Annotated in this window: 18 protein-coding genes; 5 read left to right on the forward strand and 13 right to left on the reverse strand. The window is 67.4% G+C overall.

Translation table 11 applies throughout. The features are described 5' to 3' along the window. The first annotated feature begins 181 nt into the window (after positions 1–181). Positions 182–532 (forward strand): hypothetical protein, encoded by a 351-nt coding sequence (locus tag BBH68_RS15210; RefSeq protein WP_065962665.1) that lies wholly within the window; start codon positions 182–184, stop codon positions 530–532. Between the two features lie 7 nt (positions 533–539). Here the strand turns inward: BBH68_RS15210 and BBH68_RS15215 are convergent, their stop codons facing one another. Next, positions 540–737 carry a DUF397 domain-containing protein gene (locus tag BBH68_RS15215; RefSeq protein ID WP_065962666.1) on the reverse strand — a complete coding sequence of 66 codons (198 nt, stop codon included), beginning with the start codon at positions 735–737 and terminating at the stop codon, positions 540–542. Next, complete coding sequence (locus BBH68_RS15220; protein WP_079151006.1) at positions 737–1,582, reverse strand: helix-turn-helix domain-containing protein; 846 nt, start codon at positions 1,580–1,582, stop codon at positions 737–739. The genes BBH68_RS15215 and BBH68_RS15220 overlap by 1 nt, the downstream gene beginning before the upstream one ends. A gap of 200 nt (positions 1,583–1,782) precedes the next feature. Here BBH68_RS15220 and BBH68_RS15225 point away from each other — a divergent pair, with 200 nt between their 5' ends. Beyond that, positions 1,783–2,433, forward strand: coding sequence for an ATP-binding protein (locus BBH68_RS15225; RefSeq protein WP_065962670.1), 651 nt, complete (start codon positions 1,783–1,785; stop codon positions 2,431–2,433). 229 nt (positions 2,434–2,662) lie between these two features. Here BBH68_RS15225 and BBH68_RS44250 read toward each other — a convergent pair whose 3' ends face one another. Further along, positions 2,663–3,073: a DUF397 domain-containing protein gene (locus BBH68_RS44250; protein WP_079151007.1), complete on the reverse strand. Its 411-nt coding sequence runs from the start codon at positions 3,071–3,073 to the stop codon at positions 2,663–2,665. Positions 3,074–3,244: 171 nt separating this feature from the next. Here BBH68_RS44250 and BBH68_RS15235 point away from each other — a divergent pair, with 171 nt between their 5' ends. From BBH68_RS15235 to BBH68_RS15245, 3 genes are read left to right on the forward strand one after another with little or no spacing between them, the layout of a single operon-like run. Then, the gene (locus tag BBH68_RS15235) at positions 3,245–5,335 is read left to right on the forward strand and encodes a helix-turn-helix domain-containing protein (protein ID WP_104531305.1); all 2,091 of its coding nucleotides are present in this window, start codon (positions 3,245–3,247) and stop codon (positions 5,333–5,335) included. Then, positions 5,332–6,303, forward strand: coding sequence for a hypothetical protein (locus BBH68_RS15240; protein ID WP_065962673.1), 972 nt, complete (start codon positions 5,332–5,334; stop codon positions 6,301–6,303). Before BBH68_RS15235 ends, BBH68_RS15240 begins: the two co-directional genes overlap by 4 nt. Then, a complete protein-coding gene (locus BBH68_RS15245) occupies positions 6,300–7,235 on the forward strand; it encodes a DUF6339 family protein (RefSeq protein WP_076970871.1) in 936 nt (311 codons plus the stop codon). Before BBH68_RS15240 ends, BBH68_RS15245 begins: the two co-directional genes overlap by 4 nt. On the opposite strand, the gene BBH68_RS15250 is transcribed toward BBH68_RS15245, so the two are convergent. The 10 genes from BBH68_RS15250 to BBH68_RS15290 all read right to left on the reverse strand — a co-directional run bounded on the left by BBH68_RS15250 (position 7,210) and on the right by BBH68_RS15290 (position 21,467). Then, positions 7,210–8,403, reverse strand: a complete 1,194-nt coding sequence (locus BBH68_RS15250; protein WP_065962677.1) for a DNA cytosine methyltransferase — start codon at positions 8,401–8,403, stop codon at positions 7,210–7,212. The two genes, BBH68_RS15245 and BBH68_RS15250, sit on opposite strands and share 26 nt — an antisense overlap. 89 nt (positions 8,404–8,492) lie before the next feature. Then, complete coding sequence (locus BBH68_RS15255) at positions 8,493–9,473, reverse strand: DNA cytosine methyltransferase (protein WP_065962678.1); 981 nt, start codon at positions 9,471–9,473, stop codon at positions 8,493–8,495. Between the two features lie 92 nt (positions 9,474–9,565). Then, positions 9,566–12,565: a Z1 domain-containing protein gene (locus tag BBH68_RS15260; RefSeq protein ID WP_065962680.1), complete on the reverse strand. Its 3,000-nt coding sequence runs from the start codon at positions 12,563–12,565 to the stop codon at positions 9,566–9,568. Positions 12,566–12,591: 26 nt separating this feature from the next. Next, entirely contained in the window at positions 12,592–13,587 is a 996-nt protein-coding gene (locus BBH68_RS15265) for a PD-(D/E)XK motif protein (RefSeq protein WP_065962682.1), read from the reverse strand. After that, positions 13,577–15,115 (reverse strand): ATP-binding protein, encoded by a 1,539-nt coding sequence (locus BBH68_RS15270; RefSeq protein ID WP_065962684.1) that lies wholly within the window; start codon positions 15,113–15,115, stop codon positions 13,577–13,579. The genes BBH68_RS15265 and BBH68_RS15270 overlap by 11 nt, the downstream gene beginning before the upstream one ends. A 133-nt stretch (positions 15,116–15,248) precedes the next feature. Further along, positions 15,249–15,638: a very short patch repair endonuclease gene (locus tag BBH68_RS39350; protein ID WP_076970875.1), complete on the reverse strand. Its 390-nt coding sequence runs from the start codon at positions 15,636–15,638 to the stop codon at positions 15,249–15,251. Between the two features lie 151 nt (positions 15,639–15,789). After that, complete coding sequence (locus tag BBH68_RS15275) at positions 15,790–17,280, reverse strand: PrsW family intramembrane metalloprotease (protein WP_065962686.1); 1,491 nt, start codon at positions 17,278–17,280, stop codon at positions 15,790–15,792. A gap of 63 nt (positions 17,281–17,343) precedes the next feature. Continuing rightward, a complete protein-coding gene (gene trmB, locus BBH68_RS15280; protein WP_079254462.1) occupies positions 17,344–18,069 on the reverse strand; it encodes a tRNA (guanosine(46)-N7)-methyltransferase TrmB in 726 nt (241 codons plus the stop codon). A 544-nt stretch (positions 18,070–18,613) separates the two neighbouring features. Beyond that, the gene (gene lhgO / locus BBH68_RS15285; protein WP_065962690.1) at positions 18,614–19,819 is read right to left on the reverse strand and encodes an L-2-hydroxyglutarate oxidase; all 1,206 of its coding nucleotides are present in this window, start codon (positions 19,817–19,819) and stop codon (positions 18,614–18,616) included. A 214-nt stretch (positions 19,820–20,033) separates the two neighbouring features. Then, complete coding sequence (locus BBH68_RS15290; RefSeq protein WP_065962693.1) at positions 20,034–21,467, reverse strand: NsdA family TPR-like regulatory protein; 1,434 nt, start codon at positions 21,465–21,467, stop codon at positions 20,034–20,036. Positions 21,468–21,955: the final 488 nt, after the last annotated feature.

The raw sequence follows: 21,955 nt of genomic DNA on the forward strand, positions 1-21,955 counted from the left end.
GCGGCTTGACAACGTCATTGGAAAGTCTCCTCTTCTAGGCACGAGTGATCACCACCATGCCCACAACCACCCCGCCCCCAGCCGCACCGACACGTCCACCTCCCCCGCCCGGCGGTCACCCACCAGCGGCAGCCCGCACCCACGCCCCCGTGCCACCCGCCCCTGCCCCTACGCTCGGCGCATGGGCGTATCCCTCTACTACCAAGCGCGCCGCTCGACGCCGCCGACCGAAGCCGAGGCCACCGAGGTGGCCCGCATCGCCGCCGCCCACCAGGCGTCTTTCCCGTATGAGGACGAGGAGAGCCTGTACCTCTACGGGGATGATGGCCGCGACCCGGACGAGATCCTTGCCGGATCCACCAAGCTCCCCCTCGCCCCCGACCGCCTCCTGCCGGTCACCACCCATGTCCTCGCCTCCGTGACCGACCTCCGCCGGGCCCTGCCGGACGCGGAGTGGCGGGTGCACATCGACGACGTGGACATCCCGTGGGACGGGGACGAGGGCTACGCCCTGCCTGGCACGCGCGCTTAGCGCTTCCTCAGCGCTGCCCGCGCCGAATAGCCACGACGAACTCACCCCAGGCGCACGCCGAAAACGCGAGCACGGCCCGCTCCGGGTCCTTGGAGTCCCGTACGGCTGCCCCACCGTCGGCGAGTTCGGCCACCTCGACGCAGTTGCCCCCACTTCCGTTGCTGTAGCTGCTCTTCCGCCACTGGAGGGGCGATATGTGAGTCATCAACGCAGTCCTTGTGCCGCTTGTCTGATCAGGTCGCTCGACCGCTGAGGACTCAAGGACAGCGCACGTAGATTGTCAAACGCCTTGCCGTAGAGAGCGATCTCTTCCGGACGCTCCAGGTACACCGCGTCCGTCAGGCCGTCGCGGTACACCATGTCGGGATCCTCCTGATCCGGGAAGCCCAAGATCGTGAAAGCGCCGACAGCGGGGTAGGTGCCGGCGTCGAACGGCAGCACCTGGAGCGTCACGTTCTTCAACTGCGCCGCTTCCAGCAAGCGTTCGAGCTGCCCACGCATGATGTCGGCGTTGCCGATGGTGTGCCGCAGCACGCTTTCGTGCACGATCGCCCACAGGTCGAGAGGCGCCGCGCTCGTCAGGAGGGCCTGCCGCTCCATCCGTACGCTGATCATGCGCTCGACATCGTCGGGGTCCTGAGCAGGCGCCGCGAGATGCAGTTCCCGTGCGTAGTCCGCCGTCTGCAGCAGACCGGGCACGAACTCGCACTCGTACGTCCGCAACCCCGAGGCGGCCTGCTCCAGCCCGACGTAGACCGAAAACCACGAGGGCACGGCGCTGCCGTACGCATGCCACCACCCGCGCGTCTTGGACTGCTTGGCCAGGTCCTTGAGGAGTTCACGGAGCTCATCGGGGGTTCCGTAGAACCGGCAGAGCGCATCGACGTCCGAAGGCTGGACGCGACCTTGGCCGGTCTCCAGGCGGTTGACCTTGGAGCCGCTCCAGTCCAACTCCTTGCCCACCTGGTTGCAGGTGAGCTGGTGCTCCTCGCGGAGCTTCTTGAGCTCGATGGCCAGGCGGCGACGTCGGGCAGTGGGCGATCCGGGCACGTGAACTCCTCGTGTGGAAAAGATTGTTCAGTCTTGTCGGATGGATAGGGACCCGCCAGTCACTCATTCGAGCGAATCCCTCCGTGCACATTGCACGGCGAGATGTGCAGTGCCATGCTCTCACTCGTAGTAACCAGGGGCCACCACGCGATCGCACGTCGTGATCGCTGCAGGGCGACGCGAACACGAGGGGTTGAAAGATGGCCATCGAGCACTGCATGCCGAGGAAGGCGTGGCACTTTCCCTTCCTGGCGGAACCCGGTGAAGTCCCCGCCCTCCGGCGCGGCGTGCGTGCTCACCTGGCGCGCTGGGGCCTGCCCGACCTCATCGACGCCGCGTTGATCTGCGTCAGCGAACTCGTCACGAATGTCATCGTCCACGTCGGCGCCGGCACACCCACGACGATGGCCGTCTCCATGAACGGCACCTACCTGCGCATCGAGGTTCACGACCCCGACCGCGGAGCCCTGCCCACCCTCCTGGCCGCGTCCTCCACGTCGGAGTCCGGCCGAGGGCTGGCCCTGGTCATGGCGGTAACGGACCGGTGGGGCGTGATGCCGACCGACGCCGGCAAGACCACCTGGTGCGAGATCGCCACGCCGCTGTGCCGGGAGGATGCGCATCTGGACGGGCCTCAAGTCCACCGCGCGGAGGCTCTGCTCACCCTCTACGGCGGAACGGCGCCCGGCACGGGCTCCTCGCCGCAACTCGGACGCGCCATCGCGGAAGAGGCGGCGATCGCCTTGATCGCGGACCTCCTCCACTGGTTCCGCGCCCACGGCCAGGACCCGGACACGGCCCTGGACCGCGCCCAGCTGCACTTCGAAGCCGAGGTGGGAGCAGCCGGATGAACCGGAGACCGTACGCGCCCCCGGGTTGACATGCTGTGCAGGGCGGCTGATTGAAGCTGGAAGGCCGGCTCGGTCCGGAGCAGCACTGGGGCCGCCGCTACCGAAGTGGGGTCGCCCGCGTTTCGTCGCACATCCGGGCTCTCACTGCTGGCTTCTGGTACAGGGACAATTCCGGCACTCGCCAGCGCTCGCTGACCGCTATGCTCACTGATCCCTTGCAATCGATCGCCTAAGCGCGACCCGCTTCCCGGGGTCGAACGGCTGCGAGGAAGTCCCCCCAAGCGCGAGCGGAGAAAGCGAGCACGGCCCGCTCCGGATCCTTCGAGTCCCGTAGGGCGATGCCGCCCGGCCGGAAGGCGGCTTCGACGCATTCGGTCTGTCCGGCGCCGCTGTACGAGGACTTGAACCAGGCATCATCGGCGCCCGCGACGGGCGCTTCTCGCGCCAGTGCCGGCCCGGGCTCGTGGCGGCACGACTGCTCCGGTTCTGCCGTGGCCACCTCGTTGATCGAGATCCTGACGGCGCAGGGGGTGGGGTTCACGACGATGGCGGACCCGCCCTCGACATGATGGAGCGTCACGGTCGCCGGGTGGCCCTTCTCCACCTCGAAGGTGTACTCGATGCGTGCCGGTTCGGACATGAGGTGGACCCTTCTGGTCAGGGCGACGCCGTTTGACGGCACGGGAGTTGGTGCCGTGTGCCCGAACCACGGTAGCAGCCCTCTCGAACATCTCGTCAACCTACATTTGACGTGCCAGGGCATGTCAAATAACCTCGGTGACCCATTGGAGGGCGGGGACGGGGAGGTTCGGTGAGTGAGCTCGACTCCTTCGGAGCTTGGCTGGAGCGACAGCTTCGGCGGAGCAGGGTCAGCCAGGCGGAGCTGGCTGCGGCCTTGAACATGACGCGAGCCGGGGTGTCGGCGTGGGTCAACAACCGGGCCATGCCGCGAGCAGACAAGCTCCGCTCGATAGAGGAGTTCTTCGGCCTTCTGCCCGGGGCAGCCACGTCTCTCCAGGATGCCGAGAAGCGGGCTGTGCAGCGCATCTGGTACCACCGACGTGCCCACCCGGACGGAGGGAGGGAGTTCGGCAATGCTGCCGCCTTCGCCTTCGAAGCCGACCTGGCGACACTCGCCCGGGAGGCAACCCAGAACAGCCTCGACGAGGGGCTGGATCCCACGCGTCCCGTCCGGGTGCGGTACACGCTGCACGAGTTGAGCGGCGACCAGCTGCGGACGTTCAAGGACCACCTGCAGTGGGACGACCTGGAACCACACCTTCGCGCAGCGGCCCGTCACCGTCAGAAGGTGGCACGAGTACTTGCCGAGGGCCTTCGCGAACTCGACGAGACCGACAGCCTGTTGCTTCTACGGATCGACGACTACAACGCCGCTGGACTGACCGGCCCCGAATACGACGACGGCAGGTTCGCGGCAGTCGTGCGGCGGCAGTTGGACAGTCGCAAGGCCGAGGGGCGCCCTGCGGGCGGGTCGTTCGGATTGGGCAAGGCGACTCTGTGGGCAAACAGCCGCCTGGGTCTGGTCCTGATGAACAGCACTCTCTCGGAGCCATACGAAGGCCACCATGAACGGCGCATGATTGGGCGCCTGGACCTGCCGTGGCGACGTGTGGACGGCGAGCCGTTCGCCGGTCCCGCCTGGCTCGGTGAGCCGGACGAGACCCCAGGGTTCAGAAGAGTGGCCCGGTCATGGTGGGCGGACGAGGAGACGGCCCGTGCTTTGCACTTGGAGCGTGACAGCCAGGAGCCGGGCACGTCCTTTTTGATCGTCGGCGCTCATGACATGAGCAATGAGGGAGAGCCCGGTCGGCCCGATCTCCTCGCCATGCACACCAAGTTGGTTGTGGCATTGGCCGACAACTTCTGGGCCGCTATGACCGCTGGTGAGAACAGGCCTCCCCTGCTGCAGGCCTCGGTCGCGGCATTGCGCAACGGCGAGGTGGTGATCCCCGAGCAGCGTGTGGAGCCCAGCGAGTACTTTCCGGCTCATGTCAGGGCGTTGAAGGCGTATCTGGACGGCGTGACCGTCGACAGGCTCACGGCGGTGGATCAAGTGGCACTGGCCCGAGTCCCTCTCTTGGTCCCACCGTTGCGCGGCACCGGGGACAAGGCGGTCGAGCACCGAGCCGTGTTGCTGGTTACCCCGGCTGACCATGGAGATCGGGACCCCGGCAAGATCGTTTATATGCGCGGGAGCCGGATGACGGTCATGAAACGCCGTCCCCGCGAGGTCCCTTTGGGCACGGATCCCTTCCAGGCCATTCTTCTGGCCGGCTATGCCACCGGCGAGGAAGGCCCGGAGGTTGCGGCGGCGGAGGCGTTCCTGCGGGCATCGGAGCCGCCTGAGCACGACAGGTGGGACAGAACCGAGGAACTCGCGGTCGTCTACGCTCGGGGCGCACTGACCCGTCCCAGGACCTTCCGAGCCGATGTGGACGCCGCATTGCGGGAAATCGTCGGACGCCGCGAGGTGCAAGCCAAGGGGGGCCCGTCGGTACTGCGGGAACTTCTCCAGTTGGACACCGCGGTCGGAGCACGCCGTGGTGAGGGATACCCCACCGTTCGTCACATCGAGGGGGCGATCGACGACACGGGAGCCTGGAGAGTGCATATCGAGCTGCGCATTCCGCGACGGGACGATCCCTGGTTGCTGGCACCCGTCGCCTGGTTCCACGGACAGGAAGGCGGGAAGGCCACGATCACCTGGGCGGAACTCGCGGCGGTGGAGAACTGTGAGATCGACGGAGAGAATGTGCGGGTCTCTCCTGGCGTGGGCAGTGCATCGTTCGCCGGCATCACGGAAGTGAGCAGCCACTTGGTCCCGGCCGGTTGGGCGCGTCTCGCCGTGGACGTCCGGCGAGCGAGAGGGGCGAGGACATGAAGACCCTAATGCCCTACCCCACGGTTGTCGGCGATATAGATGTGACAATCGAGAAGGTCGCGCTCGACGGGCGGGATCTTCCCTACTCGATGATCTCGCGGAACGAGCGTGTGGTCGCCTTGCACGAGGTCGAGCGGGCCGAGTGGGAAGAGGCAAGGATCGCGCTGCGCGTCTCACTTCCGGAGCGGGAGATCGAGGCGGGCCCGTGGACCGATGTTGTCTGTGTCGCGATACTCACCGAGGGAGCGACCAACGCTCGACTGGCCCGCCCGCTTCGGAAGAGGACGGATGGGGCATGGGTCGGCAGCGTCCCGGTGTCGCGAACCCTGCATCGTACTCGCGCATCCCTCACCGTGAGCGTCGTTGGCACTGTAGGAGGTGTGGCCGGTCGAGTGATCGGCGCTGCTGACGCAGCGTGGGTGATCGACCTCACTGCCCGGGCCCCGGAGCGCAAGAAGGAACTGAATATCGTCGAGATCGACTTCGCGGCCAGTGACGAGGAGTGGTTGATCAAGTTGAAGGAATCTCCCTGGCTGGTGGACACGAGCGGGGAGATGCCGACCGTCTATCTCAACACCGGCTTCGAAGGCCTCGCACCGCTGTTGAACGGCGCGAGGAGTGAGATGGAGAAGAGCGCACGAGGGCTGGTGGCGTCCCAAATCGCCGGCGACGCCTGGACGGCCATGTTCCATGCGGCCGTGAGCGATCTGGAGATCGGCGACGACGGGACCCCTCAAGTCCCCTCCGGGTGGCGCGAATCGGTGTTGCGGCAGATGCTGCCGGATGTGATCCCCGGGGCATCATTGGCCGATGCCTTGCTCGAGGTGCATGAGCGCCGTACCGACGGTCAGGGCTGGTCGGCATTGCAGACATATATTCATCACGCAGCGGCCAAGCGCGCCCGCATACCGAAGTACGTCAGAACTGCCGTTCGCGCACTCGATCGAGCGGAGGACTCGGAGCGGTGAACCGGACTCCCCCTGCACTTCCAGAGGTTCTCGCCCTGCTGCCCACCACAGCGGCAACGCAACACTTGACTCGGGGCGTGCTGACCGGCCAAGAGGATCCGCCCAGGGTCGCCCTCCAGCGTGCCAGTAAGCCCATTGGCGCATCCGCCGCGCGGTGGCACACCGCGCCGGTGAGGGAACTGGTCGAAGAGGCCATGCGGCGGTTCGCCGATGCGCGCACCCGAGCCGACGCCTGGCTGGCTCCACGCCTGCACGCCACCCTGCGTATGACTCGAGCCGAAGCAGCCGACCCGGAACTCTGGAATTTCATGTCCTTGGTGGTGGCGCCGGACTACGTGGTCTGGCGTCACACAGGGGCGGTCACGTCGACTACCTCCAGGCCGACCGCGCCGGCGGACCGGTTCGTGGGGGTCGCCCACAAACATGCCTTCGCAAGACTGTGGTGGGCCGCGGAAATGTTCCGGGACGGTGAGGACTACAGGAGCGCGGAATTCGCCTGCGGGAACCAGGACGTGCTCCATACGGCTCTCAGGCTCAATGCGATCGATCACCGGCCGACAGCACTGGCGCTTCTCCAGGTCCTTGCGAACCTGGCGGCGCGCAAGGTCTCTCACCTCGGTGATCACGTCAATGCTCTGGCAAGCGAAATAAACATCGTCCGGAGCACCTTGATGTATGACGTCATCGCGCCCGTGGAACCACCCGACACCGATGCTGTTCTCGAATGGATCGCAGAGGCGGAAACGGCTCCGCCCGTTCCGCTGAACTCACTTCCGGACGGACCGAGGGACGGAAGAGTCCCCAAAACCTCGGTGGACGCATTGGTGAAAATCTTCGAAAAGGTCCACGAGGAGTCTCCCCACCTTCGCCGCAGAGCAGCGACCGTTGACAACGCCGGTGCCGGAGTCAGCCTCGCAAAGCCTGGTATATGACCCCTGCCAGTGCCCGCGACAGGCCGACCGGCACCGCATTCCCGATCTGACGCCCGATCTGGATCTTGCTGCCGCACCATTTGAACGATTCCGGGAAGCCCTGGATGAGCGCAGCCTCGTAGTGGGTGATGGGGCGCCATGCGAAGGGGTGCAGATAGCGACCCTTTTCCGGCTTGTAGAATTCCGTTCGGATGGTTACCGATGGTCGATCCCAATACATGCGTCCCATGACGTCGTGGGAGCCGCTTCGGTGGGCCAGCCAGTTCGGGGTCGACAGTTCCGGCGGGAGGTCGTGTCTGTTACCGCCCCTGGGAATCGCCTTGTAGCGAGCCAGGGAGACGTCTGTAGGCGTCCGCCCGAAATGCAAATCCGTGGTCCTGAAAGTGCCTGGCAGGCTGAAGTCCTTCAGTCCAAGGGGATTACAGCTCCCTTGGGGGAGCTCGGTGGTGGTGGGGGTTACCAACGAACGAGAGAAAACTGCGGGACCGACTGCCACCCAAGGTTTTTTGGATTCGATGCCGGGCAACGTTGTCCCCATGGTTTCCGGGGCCTTGGCGTGGCTGGGCTCGGGGTAGCGGAGCCCATTGAGGTATTCAAGCTCTCGGCGGACCCCTATCACGATGGTTCGGCGTCGCGATTGCGGTACACCGTAGTCCGCCGCATTGAGGAGGGAGTACTCGACGAGCTTGTAGTCGCGCAAGTCGCCGTTGGGCTTCTCCGTGGCGGCGTACAGCGCCTCGAACTCGGCGGATCTCAAGAATCGATCAACATTCTCAATGATGAAAATCTTGGGTTCGATTTCGTTGACAACCCGCATGTACTCGCGCCACAGCTTGTTCCGGGGGTCGTTGACGTCCCCCAGCCCGAGCCCGGAGAAGCCCTGGCACGGAGGGCCGCCAAGGATGACGTCGGCCTTGATGTCGTGGTCGCGAGGTTGCCAGTCCTCGATGTCGCCGGCGTGGATGTGATGCAAGCCGCCGGCCTCGTCGGCGAAGTTGGCGGCGTAGGTGGAGGCCGCAGCCAAGTCGTGTTCGACCGCTGCAACCGATCGGAAGACCGGAGTCGTCCCGCCGGGGGTGCGGAACGATCGGAAACCTTCCGTGAAGCCCCCGCATCCCGCAAAGAGATCAACTACGTTGATCGGTTCCGGGGCTTCCTGGCTGTTCATGACGGTGAGTTTAGCCGGCCGCCGGGAGTGGTCACGAACATGCCTGGTGATCGGCTGGAAGGCGCCTTCGGAAAGCCGGCAAATCGCACTCAACTGCTCCCTGCCTGCGTCTTCACTCCAAGGGCCCGAGCGATGCAGTGTCCTACAGCCTCGGCCACCGGTGGCGGCGACGCATGGCCCACCTGGCGGTACACGGAGGTTTTCCGGCCGAAGAACCGCCACTCGTCAGGGAAGGACTGGAGCATCGCGACCTGACGAACATTGAGCTTGGGCATGGCGTCCACGGGGAAGTCGGGGCCCGGCACACCGTCTCCGATGCTGTTGCCGTTGACGCCCAACCTCGCCCAAGCGCGCTTCGAGCCCGTCGGTCCGAGATCGGCTCCGCCTCTGAAGGCGGAACCACCGACGATGGCCGGCGCAGGCTCGCTCGCTCCTCTTGCCCATGCGGAGGCTCCGGGCCAGCCGTCACGGGCCATGGACGCTTCCAACAGCTCGCCGACGGTGGGTGGAGGTTCCGTCGAGTGCACAGGCCACTCGAAGCGACTGAATTCCGGGTCACGCATGGCCACCAGAAACCCCTGTCTGCGGTGCTGCGGGACGCCGAAATCGGCCGCATCGAGCACGCGCCACTCGACCTCGTATCCCACGTCGGCGAGATTGTCGACGATCCAGGACCTGATGCTCTCGAATTTGTCCGAGGTGACAAGGTCGGGCACGTTCTCGAGCAGGACGGCACGTGGCTGCACCGAGTGGGTGAGCCACACCGCTGCCTCCAGGAGCTTGCGCTCCGTGTCGCTCTCGCGGCGCTGAACCGTCGCTGCGGACTTGACGCGTGGCAGACCACCCGCAAGTAGGTCGACGTCATAGACGGACGGGTGTTCTTCCGGATCGAAGTCGATGACGTCCGCGCGCAGCACTTCCCAACTCGGGCGATTCAGCTTCAGCGTCTTGCAGGAGTTCTCGTCGGTCTCGATCAGCATGACCGGATCGAAGCCCGCTCGTTCCAGCCCCAATGCCTGGCCACCTGCTCCCGCGCAGATTTCGAGGGAGGAGAGTCGTGGTGAGGTCAATGCGGCTTTCTCCTTGCGGTAATGGTGGCGGTGTGGTGATCTACTGGGCCGAAGCCGCCCAGGTCATTTTTTGACAACGGGCGCGCCCGCGCTCAGGTCGCGTCGATGATCGCCTCGTCCTCCTGAGCGGAGTCGATGGTTGTGAACCGTACGACTTTCTCGTCCTGGCCGTGTGCGGCAGCGGGGGCGACGAAGGCGAAGGCCATGACCAATCCTCTGAGGTCGGCCTCACCCGTTGCCGTGACAGTAGGGCGTTGCTCAAGCACCGGATACAAGGTGATCACGCCTCGCCGGCGCGCCACATGCTTTTCCGTGTTGGGATCGTTGCTGTGGGGGAGTGATCCGGCAATTCGCATGGCGACTGCTCGATGCTTGGGGTCGCTGATGGCCCCGAACAGTGGGTAACGTTCCTGCCGCCGTTTCCGGCTGAACCAGGACAACGATCGCTTGTGTGTCCCCAGCGGGATGCGTTGTACGGACGAGGAGTGCTGAGGGGCGACCACCAACCAGTCGTCGACCTCCCGACGGTTCTCTGAGATCGCCTCCAAATAAGCGAGGCTCGGGGCGAAATGCTGCCCGTGCCATTTCAGGGAGCGGAAGACGGCGAGAGCGTCCTCCGGGGTCAGTTGACCGGTGAAGGCGTCGAATCCGTGAGTGATGCCGGTGTCTGCGTTGTGGAACGAGAAATGCGTCGTGGTGTCCGACAGGCGGTCCAGCACCGGAATCCACAGATTGGTGTTGTGGCGCAGGGCAGCGGTTTGGTTCTCCGCCGGATATGCGGTGGGCTCCGACCACTGGCCCGGAGACCTGACCTCGACCAGGCGAGCGTTGTACATTTTGTTACGACTAGTCGGCTTCAATTTCGGGAAGTGCTGGGAAACCAAAGGAGGTACCTGTGCCGGTGTCACCTGAGGTTTACCGTTCACCATGACCGAGTACTGCTCGAGTTGCGCCCGGAAGCTTTCCTCGTCACGGCAGATCCCCTCGAAGGCTTCGTAGAGGTCGATTTCTTGTGGGCGGAGCCCGCCGGACGACTCGTTGCGGCCGATCCACAGACGGACCAGGTCCCGGTAGCCCCTGCGGAATCCGAACCATCGACCCATCTGCATCATTGTGGATGCATTGCCCGCCCGACGGCGATAGTAGGTGACGGTCAGGCCCTCGACGGTGAACCCCCGGGACAGTTTCTGCCCGCCGATGAGAATCTTCCAGATGGCCCGGCGGTCGAAGTCTGCTTCGCCCCTCTCGATGTCCTTGTCGCCGTTGACCACGATGACCGGTCGGTCGTCGGCGCCGATGCGGGCCCAAGCCGGTCCGATGTACGGAGCCAGGTCGTCATAGGAGCCGGGGACCGCGAACCCGTCGGCTCGGACGCGGGAGACGGGGAGGAGGTCGGACTCGAAGAGTTCACGCAGCCGCTCCCGGCCGGAGGGACCGGTGTAGCCGCCCTCGTCCCACAGGCGCAGCAGCCTTCCCCGCAGCTCGCTGTGTTCTGCTGTCAGCCGGGACTCGTGCACCAGCATGGTGTGGTGGCGGAAGTGGTTCTCGTCCACCCGCGGATCCTCGGCCTCCCGGTAGATCTTCATTGCTCCGGTGAGGACGAACATGTCCAGGGCCTTGCGCAGGCTGATGTCGTCCTCTTCTTCGATGGAGCCACCGATCTCACGGACGTAGGCTTTCTCGTTCGAGTTCGCGAACGTGCGTTCCTGCGGCGGAATCTTCGAGTCGAGGTCGTGGAAATCCTGAACTCCCATGTAGCCGTCCGGTCGGCGAAGGGAGATAAGAAAATCCTTGGGGAAGATGTCCCTGGTGTCGCTGGGGTCGATGAATACGTTGGCGAACGGCGTCGCCGTGTAGCCGACGTACTGGGCCCGAGGGAGAAGCCCCAACAGTTCCGAGAGCTTCTGGTTGATGGCTGTACGGTCCGGGCCGTCGCTTCTGTTGGGGTTGGCGGTGTTCGGGGACGCCTCATCGGACTCGTCGTCGATGATCAAGGCCGGGATTTCGCCGAGAAGCCCCTTGATCTTCTCCAGGTCCTTGACCAGCTTGGCGAGCACAGTCTTGTTCTTCTTGACCACCATCAGGCGGGCGGCGGCGTGGTCCAGGTTGCGTGGGTCGTAGAGGGGGAGCCCCTTCTCCCGCTTCTCGATCTGGAGTGCGCGGATGCCTTGAGCCAACGACTTGTAGTCGTTGGCTCGTGTGGTGAGCCGTTCGACATCGAAGGCGCCGAGTTCTGATGGCATCCCACCGTGGGACAGGAATTTGTTGCGCAGCCATGCGGTGTCGTCCGCATAGTCGGAATCGACCTCATTGCCGGCCCCGCGCAGGATGTTCTCCCGACCCACCAACTCCATGTCGAGGCGGCGTTGGGTCTGCGCACGGAGCAGATTCAGCGTTCCCCCGAGCACGATGACCAGCCGATAGCCGGCGTCGATGGCCTTCGCGATCACACCCGTGAAGTTGGCCGTCTTCCCGGACTGCACGTAGCCGACGACCAACCCCTTCGACTGGTAGGCCTCGGACGACGTGGGGTCCGCCAAGCGCTCGACGACTCGTTCCGCGGCGTCTCCCAGGTCCGCCGTGGTCTCTGGGCTCCATCCCTTCTTCTCTTGCAGGTAGCGTTGGTAAGCGGGCCAATACCAATCGACCCCACGCTGAGTGCCGATACCGCGCCAGGGCTTCCGCTCTTGGCTGATGACGACTGGACCGGCTGTCTTCTGTACCGGGATCTCGGCATCCAGGACCTTGCGGGTCGCGGGTTCGAGGCCGAGCCTGTCGTGGATGGCGGCGCGGCGTTCGTCCGTACGTGGTTCGGTACCGGCGGCCCAAGCGGTCGTCGCGGGCCCGTTTGCGTAGTCCCAGTCAGTGAGCTGAATGCGCCAAGCTCGCTTCAACGCTTCGGCGCCTTCGCCGCCGCAGGTCAAGATGTCCCGGAACGTCGTTTCGGACACGTCGTGCCCAAAAGCCTGCATCTCGGCGTAGAAGGCGACGGCGCGGCCGAGCGGCCCGGGACCGGCTGCTTGCATGCCGGCCAAGGCGGCCTGATGCACCTTGAGAAGTACGTCGGCGTTGGCGTTTTCCGCTGTGCTCATGTGGTGCTTCCTCAAGGGCGGGTGGCTTACGGCAGGAAGAATTCACTCTGGAGTGCTTCAGGTCGTTCGGGGCTGCCCGGCAGCCCTGTCACGTTGATGTTGTAGTCGACCTGGCTTATTCGGGCCGCCGATTCCGGAGGCAGTCCGCGCAGAAGAGAGTGGTCCAAGCGCGGCAAATGCTCGTCGACCTTGAGAACGAGAGGCGCACTGCGGAGCGACCAACGTTCGTCGTCCGTGGGCAGAAAGTCAGCGGTGTCAGGGTGAGATATGGCTGCGAGTCGTTGGTCCAGCATTTCGGCGGCGACGCCTGTAGCGTGTTCTGTGAGCCGCTCCCGGACGGAGGAGACACACTGAGTGAAGGTGCGGCCATGCGCACCGCCTCGGGTGAGCTGCAGAGAAACCAGCCAGAGCGGCCGGTCGGCGCTGGGGGTGAGTTGGGAAAGCCCATGGATGGTGTGGTTGCGCTCTTCCGCCGAGGTGGTCTTGACCTCGATGTCGTAGGACGGCAGACCGAAGTCGTGTTCCTCGCCGTACGACCCTCTCCATGATTCCGCGGCGGTCTGCCATCCGTGCGAGGCAGCGATGGCTGTCAGCATCACCAGCTCGCCCATCAAGCCGATTCGTTTCTCCAGGCTCATGGCCCGCGGCCTGTCCAGAAGTGCACGCCAGGCCTGCACCGTCTCACTGAAAGCTTGATCCGGAGCGCGACCCCGGTCCACGACACGATCGGCGACAGCGCACAGGAGGTCGTGAAAGTCACGCAACAGCTGTCGTTGAGTGGTCCTGAGACGAGCCATGCGCATGCCTTCGTACGCTATCTCTTCGACCCGTATTAATGGGTGTGGTGAGCGCGGCAGCCTCTGACGCGAAGTGAGCTCCAGGTGAAGGGCGATGTCCCGGTCATCCGTCACCACATAGTCGACACGGGGTAGCGCACTTCCACCGAGAGGGATGGTCGTTGCCTGGCCGGCGTGCAGAAAATACTCGATCTGTGACCAGTCGGCTTTGGAATCAGCTGTCATCGTCGACCACCCGCTCCAGTTCACTGCGGGCCGCAGCTACCAGTACCGACTGCCATAGCTGGAGGTTGTCCTTTTCCCGCCGGCCGCTGTACTCCTTCTCGAACACTTCGTGCAACAGCAGGTACATCAACGATTTCAGAAGTGGGGCATCGTTGAGACTGCCGTCGCGCCCGCCCAGGATGGCCTTGCGGTAGTGCTTGTTGAGCACGATGGTTCGCTGCTTGCGGTCCACGTGGAAGAACGATTCGTTGTCCAGCCGATCCCAGCGGACGCTGATCGTGTCCTCATGGGGGAGGAGAGGCAACTCTTCCTCGATGGTTGCTCGTACTTCCGGGGCAATCCCCTTGCCTGGGCCGATCACTGCCTTGCGCGTAACACCTACTCGTCGGCGGGCCTCGCGATAAGCGGAGTCCGCGTCCGAGAGAAACTGGGCGAACTTGGTGCCGGACTCGTCCACCGCTTCCTCGAGTGCCGCCGTGAACTCCGGAGACGTGTCGACCCCTGACTTCTTGACCGTGAGCCTGAAGACATCGCCCAGCTTCTCGGGCAGGTCGATCGCCACGCGAGCAAGAGAAAGGTGCTGCTCGGGCTGGCGGTAGTTGTTCCAGCCGCCGGCCTGGACGAGGCGGTCGTTGCGGTAGAAGTAGAAGCCCTGTCGATCGATCACAGAACCAACGGCCCGGTACTCGTCGAGGTTCGACTTGGGTGGCCAGATGTGTGCGTCGAGCACGACCTGAGAAGCGAGGCTCTCGATGAAGGCGCTGAACCGTCGTGGGTAATCCGCAGCACCAGTGACCGGGTAAGCGAACGGGTCCAGCGGTTCAACACCGAAGTCCAGGTAGACCGTGCCGGTCAGGACGTCCTCCACAGCGATGGTGATGTTGAAGTCCGCGCGGGCCAGGAAGCGATGGAGGTAGAGCCCCAAATGAAGGCCCAGTTTGTTGATCGTGCGCTGTAGATAGCGATCGGTCTGGCCGCTGCCGCCGTGCTTCGGGAAGTCCTTCACCCCATCCCACCGAACGATCGTGCCCTGCCAGGTGATGGGCTTGTCGTAGTAGCGATCGACGAGTCCTTGAGCGAAGTCGGAGTCGACGATGTCACATTGGAACCCCGTTTTGGCGTGCTCCATCAACCAGCGCCGGCCTGCGGCACGGGTGCGTTTGGTGGTGCTCACGACTGTGACGGCGTCGGCATGAGAGAGGGATGCCGACTTCAAGCCGGTACCGAACATGCCGAGAGACTTGGCGTCGTACGACTGGCGACCGCCGATGGTCATGGCGACGTCCAACGCTTCCTCGTCCATCCCCCGACCGTCGTCCACGACAAGGAGGGAGACGAGTTGCTCGCCGTCACGAAGGAAGTGGATGACGACGTCCTTCGCCCCTGCGTCGATCGAGTTGTCGACGAGGTCGGCGATGGCCACCTCGAAGCCGTATCCCTGGCTGCTCAGCGCCTCCATGTACCGGGCGTCCGGGGGTAGGTGCTTGCTACCGGTGGTGGGAACGTCGAACTGCCAGCCTGTCATCATCCGCCTAGAGATCCTGGAGCGCGAGGAGTATGACCACTCACCGTCGCACGATTCGTATGAGCAATGGTGATGGTAGAGCCGAGGAGCGACAAGTGGGTTGGAAGATCTGAAACCAGGCTCTTCCGACACCGGCTTATGAGTGGTGTGGTCTCCTGGCGTCGGCGACAGCGGTAGCCACTCGCTCTGCTACGTCGGATGGGGCCTCGTGCTCCCAGAAGCGCAAAACCGTCCATCCGTCCGTCCTGAGGCGCTCGGTGGTTTCAAGATCGCGAGTGATGTTTCGATTCAGCTTCTGCCGCCACCAGTCGGCGTTCGCCTTCGGGTGGGTCGCATGCTGGGGGCAGCCGTGCCAGAAGCACCCGTCGAGGAAAACAGCGATCTTGAGCCCGGGAAAGGCGATGTCGATTGTTCGGCGGGGAAGCCCTGGGACCGGGCGGTGCAGGCGGTACCGGTGCCCACTCGCGTACAGCAGACGCCGCACAGCCAGCTCCGGCGTGGTGTCCTGGCTGGCCTGGCGGCTCATGCGGGCGGAGACCCCGGGGGAAGACGGTGTGACGGGCACGTGGCCATTGTGCCGGCAGGGTCGGGCGCGATTCCGCTGAGTGGGCTTGACGGCGGCGACTGTGCGCCGTGGCTCAGGATCCGCAGAAGGGGTGCCTGAACAGCGAACCTGGTCACGGCTGGCCCTGCGGGCGCGGGGGCGGGCCGGCCGGGGGCCAGGATGGGTAGGCGTACGGGGTGGGCTGGGCGTAGCCGGGGGGTGGGGCGTACGTGGTGTGGGGGGCGGGCGGCCAGTAGGGCGGGGGCATGGTGGCCGGGTGGGGGCGGGGGACCGGGCGGCGGGGGAGGGGGACGGACAGGGCCGCGTGGGCGAGGGGTGGTTGGGCGGTTTCGCGGTGTTGCCAGAGGCGGTCCAGGAACTCGCGCTCGCGGGTGGTGAAGTCGGGGCCGGCCGTGCCGCGGTAGGCGCGGTGGCGGAGGAGGGCGAGGGAGGTGGCGGTCGCGGTGTAGTCGGCGACGACGCGGGCCGCGGCCGGGCCCTGGGTGCGGCGGGCCAGGTCGCGGGCTATGCCGCGGGCGCGCATGGAGGACAGGGCGATGGGCTCGGGCGGGGTGAGCCAGCCGGCGGCCTGGTAGGCGGGGAGCTGGGTGCGTATGGTGCGCAGCTGGTTGTTGCGGGCCCAGATGACCAGCCAGGTCAGCAGGCCGAAGACCGGGACCATGAAGAGGGCGTAGACGGCGAGGAAGCCGTAGCCGCCGAAGGTGGCGGAGCCGTTCCAGACGCCGTGCAGGACCATGGCGCCCAGCAGGGCGGCGAGGGGGACGAGGGTCCGGCGGGCGCGCTGGTGGTGGGCGGCCGCGGCGGCTATGCCGAAGCCGATGCCGGTGGCGGCCGTGAAGAGGGGGTGGGCGAAGGGGGACATCACCGCGCGGATGAAGAAGGTCGCCGCGGTGGTGGAGCGGATGCCGGAGTAGCCGAACTCCTGGTCGCTGACGAAGGCCGTGCCGAGGTAGAGGATGTTCTCGGTGAAGGCGAAGCCGGTGGCCGTGATGCCGGCGATGACGACGCCGTCGACGATCCCGTGGAAGTCGCGGCGCCGGAAGAGGAAGAGCAGCAGGACGGCGGCGGCCTTGGCGCTCTCCTCGACAACGGGGGCGACGAGGGTGGCGCCCCAGGCGTCGGCGTCGGCCTGGCCGGAGTGTGAGGAGTCGGCGACGGTGCTGATCAGCCACTCGGTGGCGAAGCCGTTGGCGATGATGGCGACGAGGGTGGCGGCGCAGGCGCCCCAGGCGAAGACGAAGAACAGGTTCCGCCAGGGTTGGGGGGCGACGCGGTCCATCCAGCGGAACGCGGCTATCAGCAGGGGTACGGGCAGGATGGCCAGGCCCAGGCCCACCAGGAAGCCCTCGGTGCCGGTCTGCCGGCGGACCAGCGCCAGGATGATCAGCCCGGACAGGGAGAGCAGGACGACCAGCGCCGTGGCGCGCACGGACTTGTTGGCCCACAGCGCGCTCAGCCGGCCGCCCCACGAGGCGCGGGGAGGCGGGTACGGCCAGCCGCCGCCTGTGGCCGGCGGCGCGGACGGGGCGTCGGGCCACGGCTGCTGTCCGTACGCCGTGGCCGGTGGTCCGGGCTGCTGGTGTGGGGGCGGGGACTCGTGCACCTGACGACCCTAACCAACGGGGGAATGGGGGACCGCGGGATTACGCCCAGCCGGCAAAGGGCGCTATGTGTCGCGGCGGCGGAAGATCAGGTCGTGGACGACATGGCCCTTCTCCAACCCCTGGCCCTCGAACTTGGTCAGCGGGCGGAAGTCCGGGCGCGGGCTGTAACCGCCGTCGGGCTGGGTGTTCTCGAAGTGGGGGTCGGCGGTCAGGACCTCGAGCATCTGCTCGGCGTACGGCTCCCAGTCGGTCGCGCAGTGCAGCAGCGCGCCGGGGCGCAGCCGGGTGGCGGCGAGCGCGATGAACTCGGGCTGGATGAGGCGCCGCTTGTGGTGGCGCTTCTTGGGCCAGGGGTCCGGGAAGTAGACGCGCAGCCCGGCGAGGGAGGCGGGCTCCAGCATCTCGCGGAGCAGGATGATCGCGTCGCCGTTGGCCACCCGGATGTTGGAGAGGTTGTTCCGCTCCGCGAGGGCGAGGAGATTGCCCTGGCCGGGGGTGTGGACATCGGCGGCCAGGATGCCGGTGTCGGGGTCGGCGGCGGCCATCTGGGCCGTGGCCTCGCCCATGCCGAAGCCGATCTCCAGGACGACGGGCAGGTCCGGGTCGCCGAACAGCTCCCCGAGGTCGATGCGGGAGAGACCGTCGATGTCCAGGCCCCACTGCCCCCACAGGCGGCGCAGCGCCTCGCCCTGGCCCGGGGTCACCCGCCCGCGCCGGGGGCGGAAGGACCGGATGCGCCGCTCGTGGTGCGAGCCGGCGGGGTCGGCCAGGGGGCCGCCCGGGAACATCGGCTCGGCGCGGTCGCGCGGGGCGGGGACGGCCCGCTCGGCGCGCGGCTCGGGCGCGGTGGGGTTGGGGGCGGGGGTCGGAACGGGAGTCGGGACGGGAGTCGGGACGGGGTTCGCGGCGTGGTTCTCGGACACAGTGCTTCGATTCTACGGGCGGGGCCGGTGCGGGCCTGGCGGGCGGCGGGCGCCGGTGGGGTGGTGGCCTTGGCGGGGGTGGTGGCCTTGGTGGGGGCGGCGGGCGCCGGTGGGTGTGTCGGGCGCCGGTGGCGGTGGCGGCCTCGGTGGGGGCGGCGGGCGAGCGCGGGAGCCGGGGGCGCGGGCGGTGGGGCGTGGCGCGTGAGGGTGATCAGGTGCGGGGCCCTGCGCGTGATCATCGGGCCGGGGACGCGGCCGGGGCCGGGCCCTGGCCCCGTTGCCCTCGGCGTCCCCGGCCGACACTCCGCCCCCCGGCGAGGCCCGTTGCCCTCGGCGTCCCCGGCCGCCACGTCCGGCCCGGCGTCCCCGGCCGACGCCCGCCGACGCCCGCCGGGGCCCCGCCCCGGCGTCACAGCCGCTCCAGCACCCGCCTCGCGACCTCCCGGCCGATCGGCAGGGACGCCGTCGCCGCGGGCGAGGGCGCGTTGAGCACATGGACGATGCGGGGGGACTCCCGGATCAGGAAGTCGTCCACCAGCGTGCCGTCGGGCAGGACCGCCTGGGCGCGCACGCCCGCCGGGGCCGGTATCAGGTCGTCGGCGGTGATGTCGGGCAGCAGGCGGCGGACGGCGTCGGTGAAGGCGCGCTTGGACAGCGAGCGGTGGAGCTCGCCCGCGCCGTAACGCCAGTGGCGGCGGGCTATCCGCCAGGAGCCGCGGTACGCCAGCGTGCCGGCCAGCTCGCGCGGGCGGACCGTGTGCCAGGCGTAGCCCTCCCGGGCGAGGGCGGGCACCGCGTTGGGCCCGATGTGGACGGAGCCGTCCACGCCGCGGGTGAGGTGGACGCCGAGGAAGGGGAAGGCCGGGTCGGGGACGGGGTAGACCAGGCCGCGCACGAGGGAGGAGCGGGCGGGGACCAGCTCGTAGTACTCACCGCGGAAGGGGACGATCCGCATGCCCGGGTCGTCGCCGGCGAGCCGGGCGATCCGGTCGCAGTGCAGTCCCGCGCAGTTGACCAGGGCGCGGGCCCGCAGCACCGCCCCGTCGGCCGTACGGACCGCGACGGCCGACGGGCGCCGCCCGATGGCGCGCACCCCCGCTCCGTACCGCACCGAGGCCCCGGCGTCGCGCGCGAGGCGGGCGAGCCGGGCCGCGACCGCCTTGAAGTCGCAGATGCCGGTCGTGCCGACATGGATGGCGGCCAGGCCGCGCACCCAGGGCTCGCGCTCCTCGAGCTGGGCGGGGCCGAGCTCGCGCACCGGGATGCCGTTTTCCCGGCCGCGCTGGACGAGGGCGTGCAGCCGGGGCAGCTCCGACCGCTCCGTGGCGACGATGAGCTTGCCGGTCACCTCATGGGCGATGCCGTGCTCGGCGCAGAACTTGACCATCTCCGCGGCGCCCTGCACCGCGAACCGGGCCTTGAGGGAGCCGGGGCGGTAGTAGATGCCGCTGTGGATCACGCCGCTGTTCCGCCCGGTCTGGTGGCGGGCGGGACCGGCCTCCTTCTCCAGGACGGTCACGCGGGTGCCGGGCGCGGCGCGCGTGATCGCATACGCCGTCGACAGGCCGACGATCCCGCCCCCGATCACCAGAACATCGCAGTCCAGCGCCCTCACGTCACCACACCTCCCCACACCGCGCACAGTCCACTCACCCGACCGCCGACAACTATCATGACCCGCCCCACTGACAACGCCCCGAAACCCCGGTCGTCGTCCTTGTCGGTCTTGCCAACCTTGTCGGCCTTGTCAGGCTTGTCGATCTCGTCGGCCGCGAGCCGCGAGTGTGCCGCGCGGTCAGGCGATCACGCGGCCCGGTCGGCCCCGGCCGTCACGCCGGGGCCATCAGCAGCGGCCGTGCCCGCTCCCGCAGTTCGGCGACGCGCGGCTCGTCGCGGTAGGCCTCCAGGCGGTGCATCAGGTCCCGTACGTACTCGGTGGTGCGCGCGGAGGAGATGCGGTTGGCGACCTCCACGGCGCGGGTGCCCGCCGCGCAGGCCGCGTCCAGATTGCCGGACTCCAGTTCGGCCACGGCGGACACGACGAGCCGCAGCCCGTGGGAGCGGACGAACTCCTCGGTGGGCCGGGCCAGCGCCTGCTCGGTGAACCGCCGCACCTGGCGCGGCAGCCGCAGGTCGCGGTAGCACTCGGCGGCGTCGGCGGCGAACCGCTCGTGGGAGTAGAAGTCCAGCCAGGAGGGGTCGGGGTCGCCCGACCGGGAGCGCTCCAGCCAGCCCTCGGCGGACTTCAGCGCCGCGCCGCAGGCCGGGCCGTCCCCGGCCTTGGCCTGGGCGCGGGCCTCGACCAGGCGGAAGAAGCTCATGGTGCGGGCGGTGGCCAGGCCGCGGTTGCGCTCCACGGCGGCCTGGGCCAGGTCCACGCCCTCGTCGGCGAAGCCTCTATAGGTGGCCTGAAGGCTCATGGAGGCCAGCACATAGCCGCCGAGCGGGACGTCGGCCGCGGCGCGCGCGAGCCGCAGCGCCTGGATGTAGTAGCGCTGGGCGGCCTCCTGCTGGCCGGTGTCGAAGGCCATCCACCCCGCGAGCCGGGTCAGTTCTGCGGTGGCGCCGAACAGGGAGCGGCCGACCTCGTCGCTGTACGAGCCGAGGAGCAGCGGCGCCGCGTCGACGCGCAGGCACTCGGGGACCATCGACGAACGCCAGTCGCCGCCGCCGTACTTGGAGTCCCAGCGGCGCGCATCCTCGGCGGCCTCACGCAGCTTGGTGACGTCGCTGTGCCCGACGCGCTGGGGTAAACCGTCCACGCCGCCGCCGACTTCGGCGTCCCTCGGCTCGCGCGCGACCGTCGGGTCGGCGGGGGTGATCAGCCAGCGCGACGCCGGTGTGGCGTACGCGCTGACCGCGAAGGATCCGGCCAGGCTGTGCCAGATGCCGCCGCCTCCGCGCCGACCCGCCAGATCCAGCCGGTAGAGCTCGGTCGCCGAGCGGACGGCCTGGCCGACGTCGCGCGGGAAGGCGAGGCCGACCTCGGGCGCCGGATCGGCGTCGGCGAGCCCGATCTCATGGAGTGGTACGGGCCGCCCGAGTTTGCTCCCGATAGCGGCCGCAATCAGATGGGGCGCGGCGCCTTGGGGCACCATGCCCTTGGAGACCCAGCGGGCCACGGACGTCTTGTCGTAGCGAAGCGTCAGGCCACGCTGGGCTCCGAGGTCGTTGACTCTGCGCGCCAGCCCGGCATTGCTGATCCCCGCGAGGGCGAGAACGGTGCCGAGCTTCTCGTTCGGCCCGCGTGGCTCCCTGGACATGCGCACCCCTCGACAGCACCGACGGCCGCCCCGGCATAGGCACGGGGCATTCGTAAACCCAGCGTAGTTCGCCGCATCCCGACCGTTAAGAGGTGGTGTCCCGGATGGCGAGATTCTTGTACGAACGGGCGTGCGGGACGTGACGCGTGCTCCCGTTGTGTGTGGCTGTGCGCCCGTCCGTGCGCTCTGTCTCAGGGTTCGCGGGAACGTTTCGATGGGTCCTGCGTGGGTCGGCCCGCTGTACGGAATCAGTGGGCTGGGGGACGCCGCCGCCTCATTCCCCGCGGGCGGCGGAGCGGTCCGGGAGGCGGATGCCGCCTCCCGGACTGTCGTGCGGCATGTGCCGCATCCAAGTGCCATCCCTCAGTGGCTTACCCCGTCGGGGACTTCGTGGGCCCGTTGGCGAGCCCATGGCGAGCCATCAAGAGCGCCGCGGAAGTTTGGCCGAATAACGCCTGCCACCCACTGCCGTGGCTCCGCGTGGCGCT

The organism is Streptomyces sparsogenes (genome assembly GCF_001704635.1).
GTDB classification, from domain to species: Bacteria; Actinomycetota; Actinomycetes; order Streptomycetales; family Streptomycetaceae; genus Streptomyces; species Streptomyces sparsogenes.

What these genes read in the sequence shown, in the direction of transcription:
- BBH68_RS15265 (WP_065962682.1), bottom strand. Translation starts at nt 13,587, where the DNA reads ATGACAGCTGATTCCAAAGCCGACTGGTCACAGATCGAGTATTTTCTG.
- BBH68_RS15215 (WP_065962666.1), bottom strand. Translation starts at nt 737, where the DNA reads ATGACTCACATATCGCCCCTCCAGTGGCGGAAGAGCAGCTACAGCAAC.
- BBH68_RS39350 (WP_076970875.1), bottom strand. Translation starts at nt 15,638, where the DNA reads ATGAGCCGCCAGGCCAGCCAGGACACCACGCCGGAGCTGGCTGTGCGG.
- BBH68_RS15260 (WP_065962680.1), bottom strand. Translation starts at nt 12,565, where the DNA reads ATGAGCACAGCGGAAAACGCCAACGCCGACGTACTTCTCAAGGTGCAT.
- trmB (WP_079254462.1), bottom strand. Translation starts at nt 18,069, where the DNA reads ATGTTCCCGGGCGGCCCCCTGGCCGACCCCGCCGGCTCGCACCACGAG.
- BBH68_RS44250 (WP_079151007.1), bottom strand. Translation starts at nt 3,073, where the DNA reads ATGTCCGAACCGGCACGCATCGAGTACACCTTCGAGGTGGAGAAGGGC.
- BBH68_RS15210 (WP_065962665.1), top strand. Translation starts at nt 182, where the DNA reads ATGGGCGTATCCCTCTACTACCAAGCGCGCCGCTCGACGCCGCCGACC.
- BBH68_RS15225 (WP_065962670.1), top strand. Translation starts at nt 1,783, where the DNA reads ATGGCCATCGAGCACTGCATGCCGAGGAAGGCGTGGCACTTTCCCTTC.
- BBH68_RS15240 (WP_065962673.1), top strand. Translation starts at nt 5,332, where the DNA reads ATGAAGACCCTAATGCCCTACCCCACGGTTGTCGGCGATATAGATGTG.
- BBH68_RS15270 (WP_065962684.1), bottom strand. Translation starts at nt 15,115, where the DNA reads ATGATGACAGGCTGGCAGTTCGACGTTCCCACCACCGGTAGCAAGCAC.
- BBH68_RS15290 (WP_065962693.1), bottom strand. Translation starts at nt 21,467, where the DNA reads ATGTCCAGGGAGCCACGCGGGCCGAACGAGAAGCTCGGCACCGTTCTC.
- BBH68_RS15250 (WP_065962677.1), bottom strand. Translation starts at nt 8,403, where the DNA reads ATGAACAGCCAGGAAGCCCCGGAACCGATCAACGTAGTTGATCTCTTT.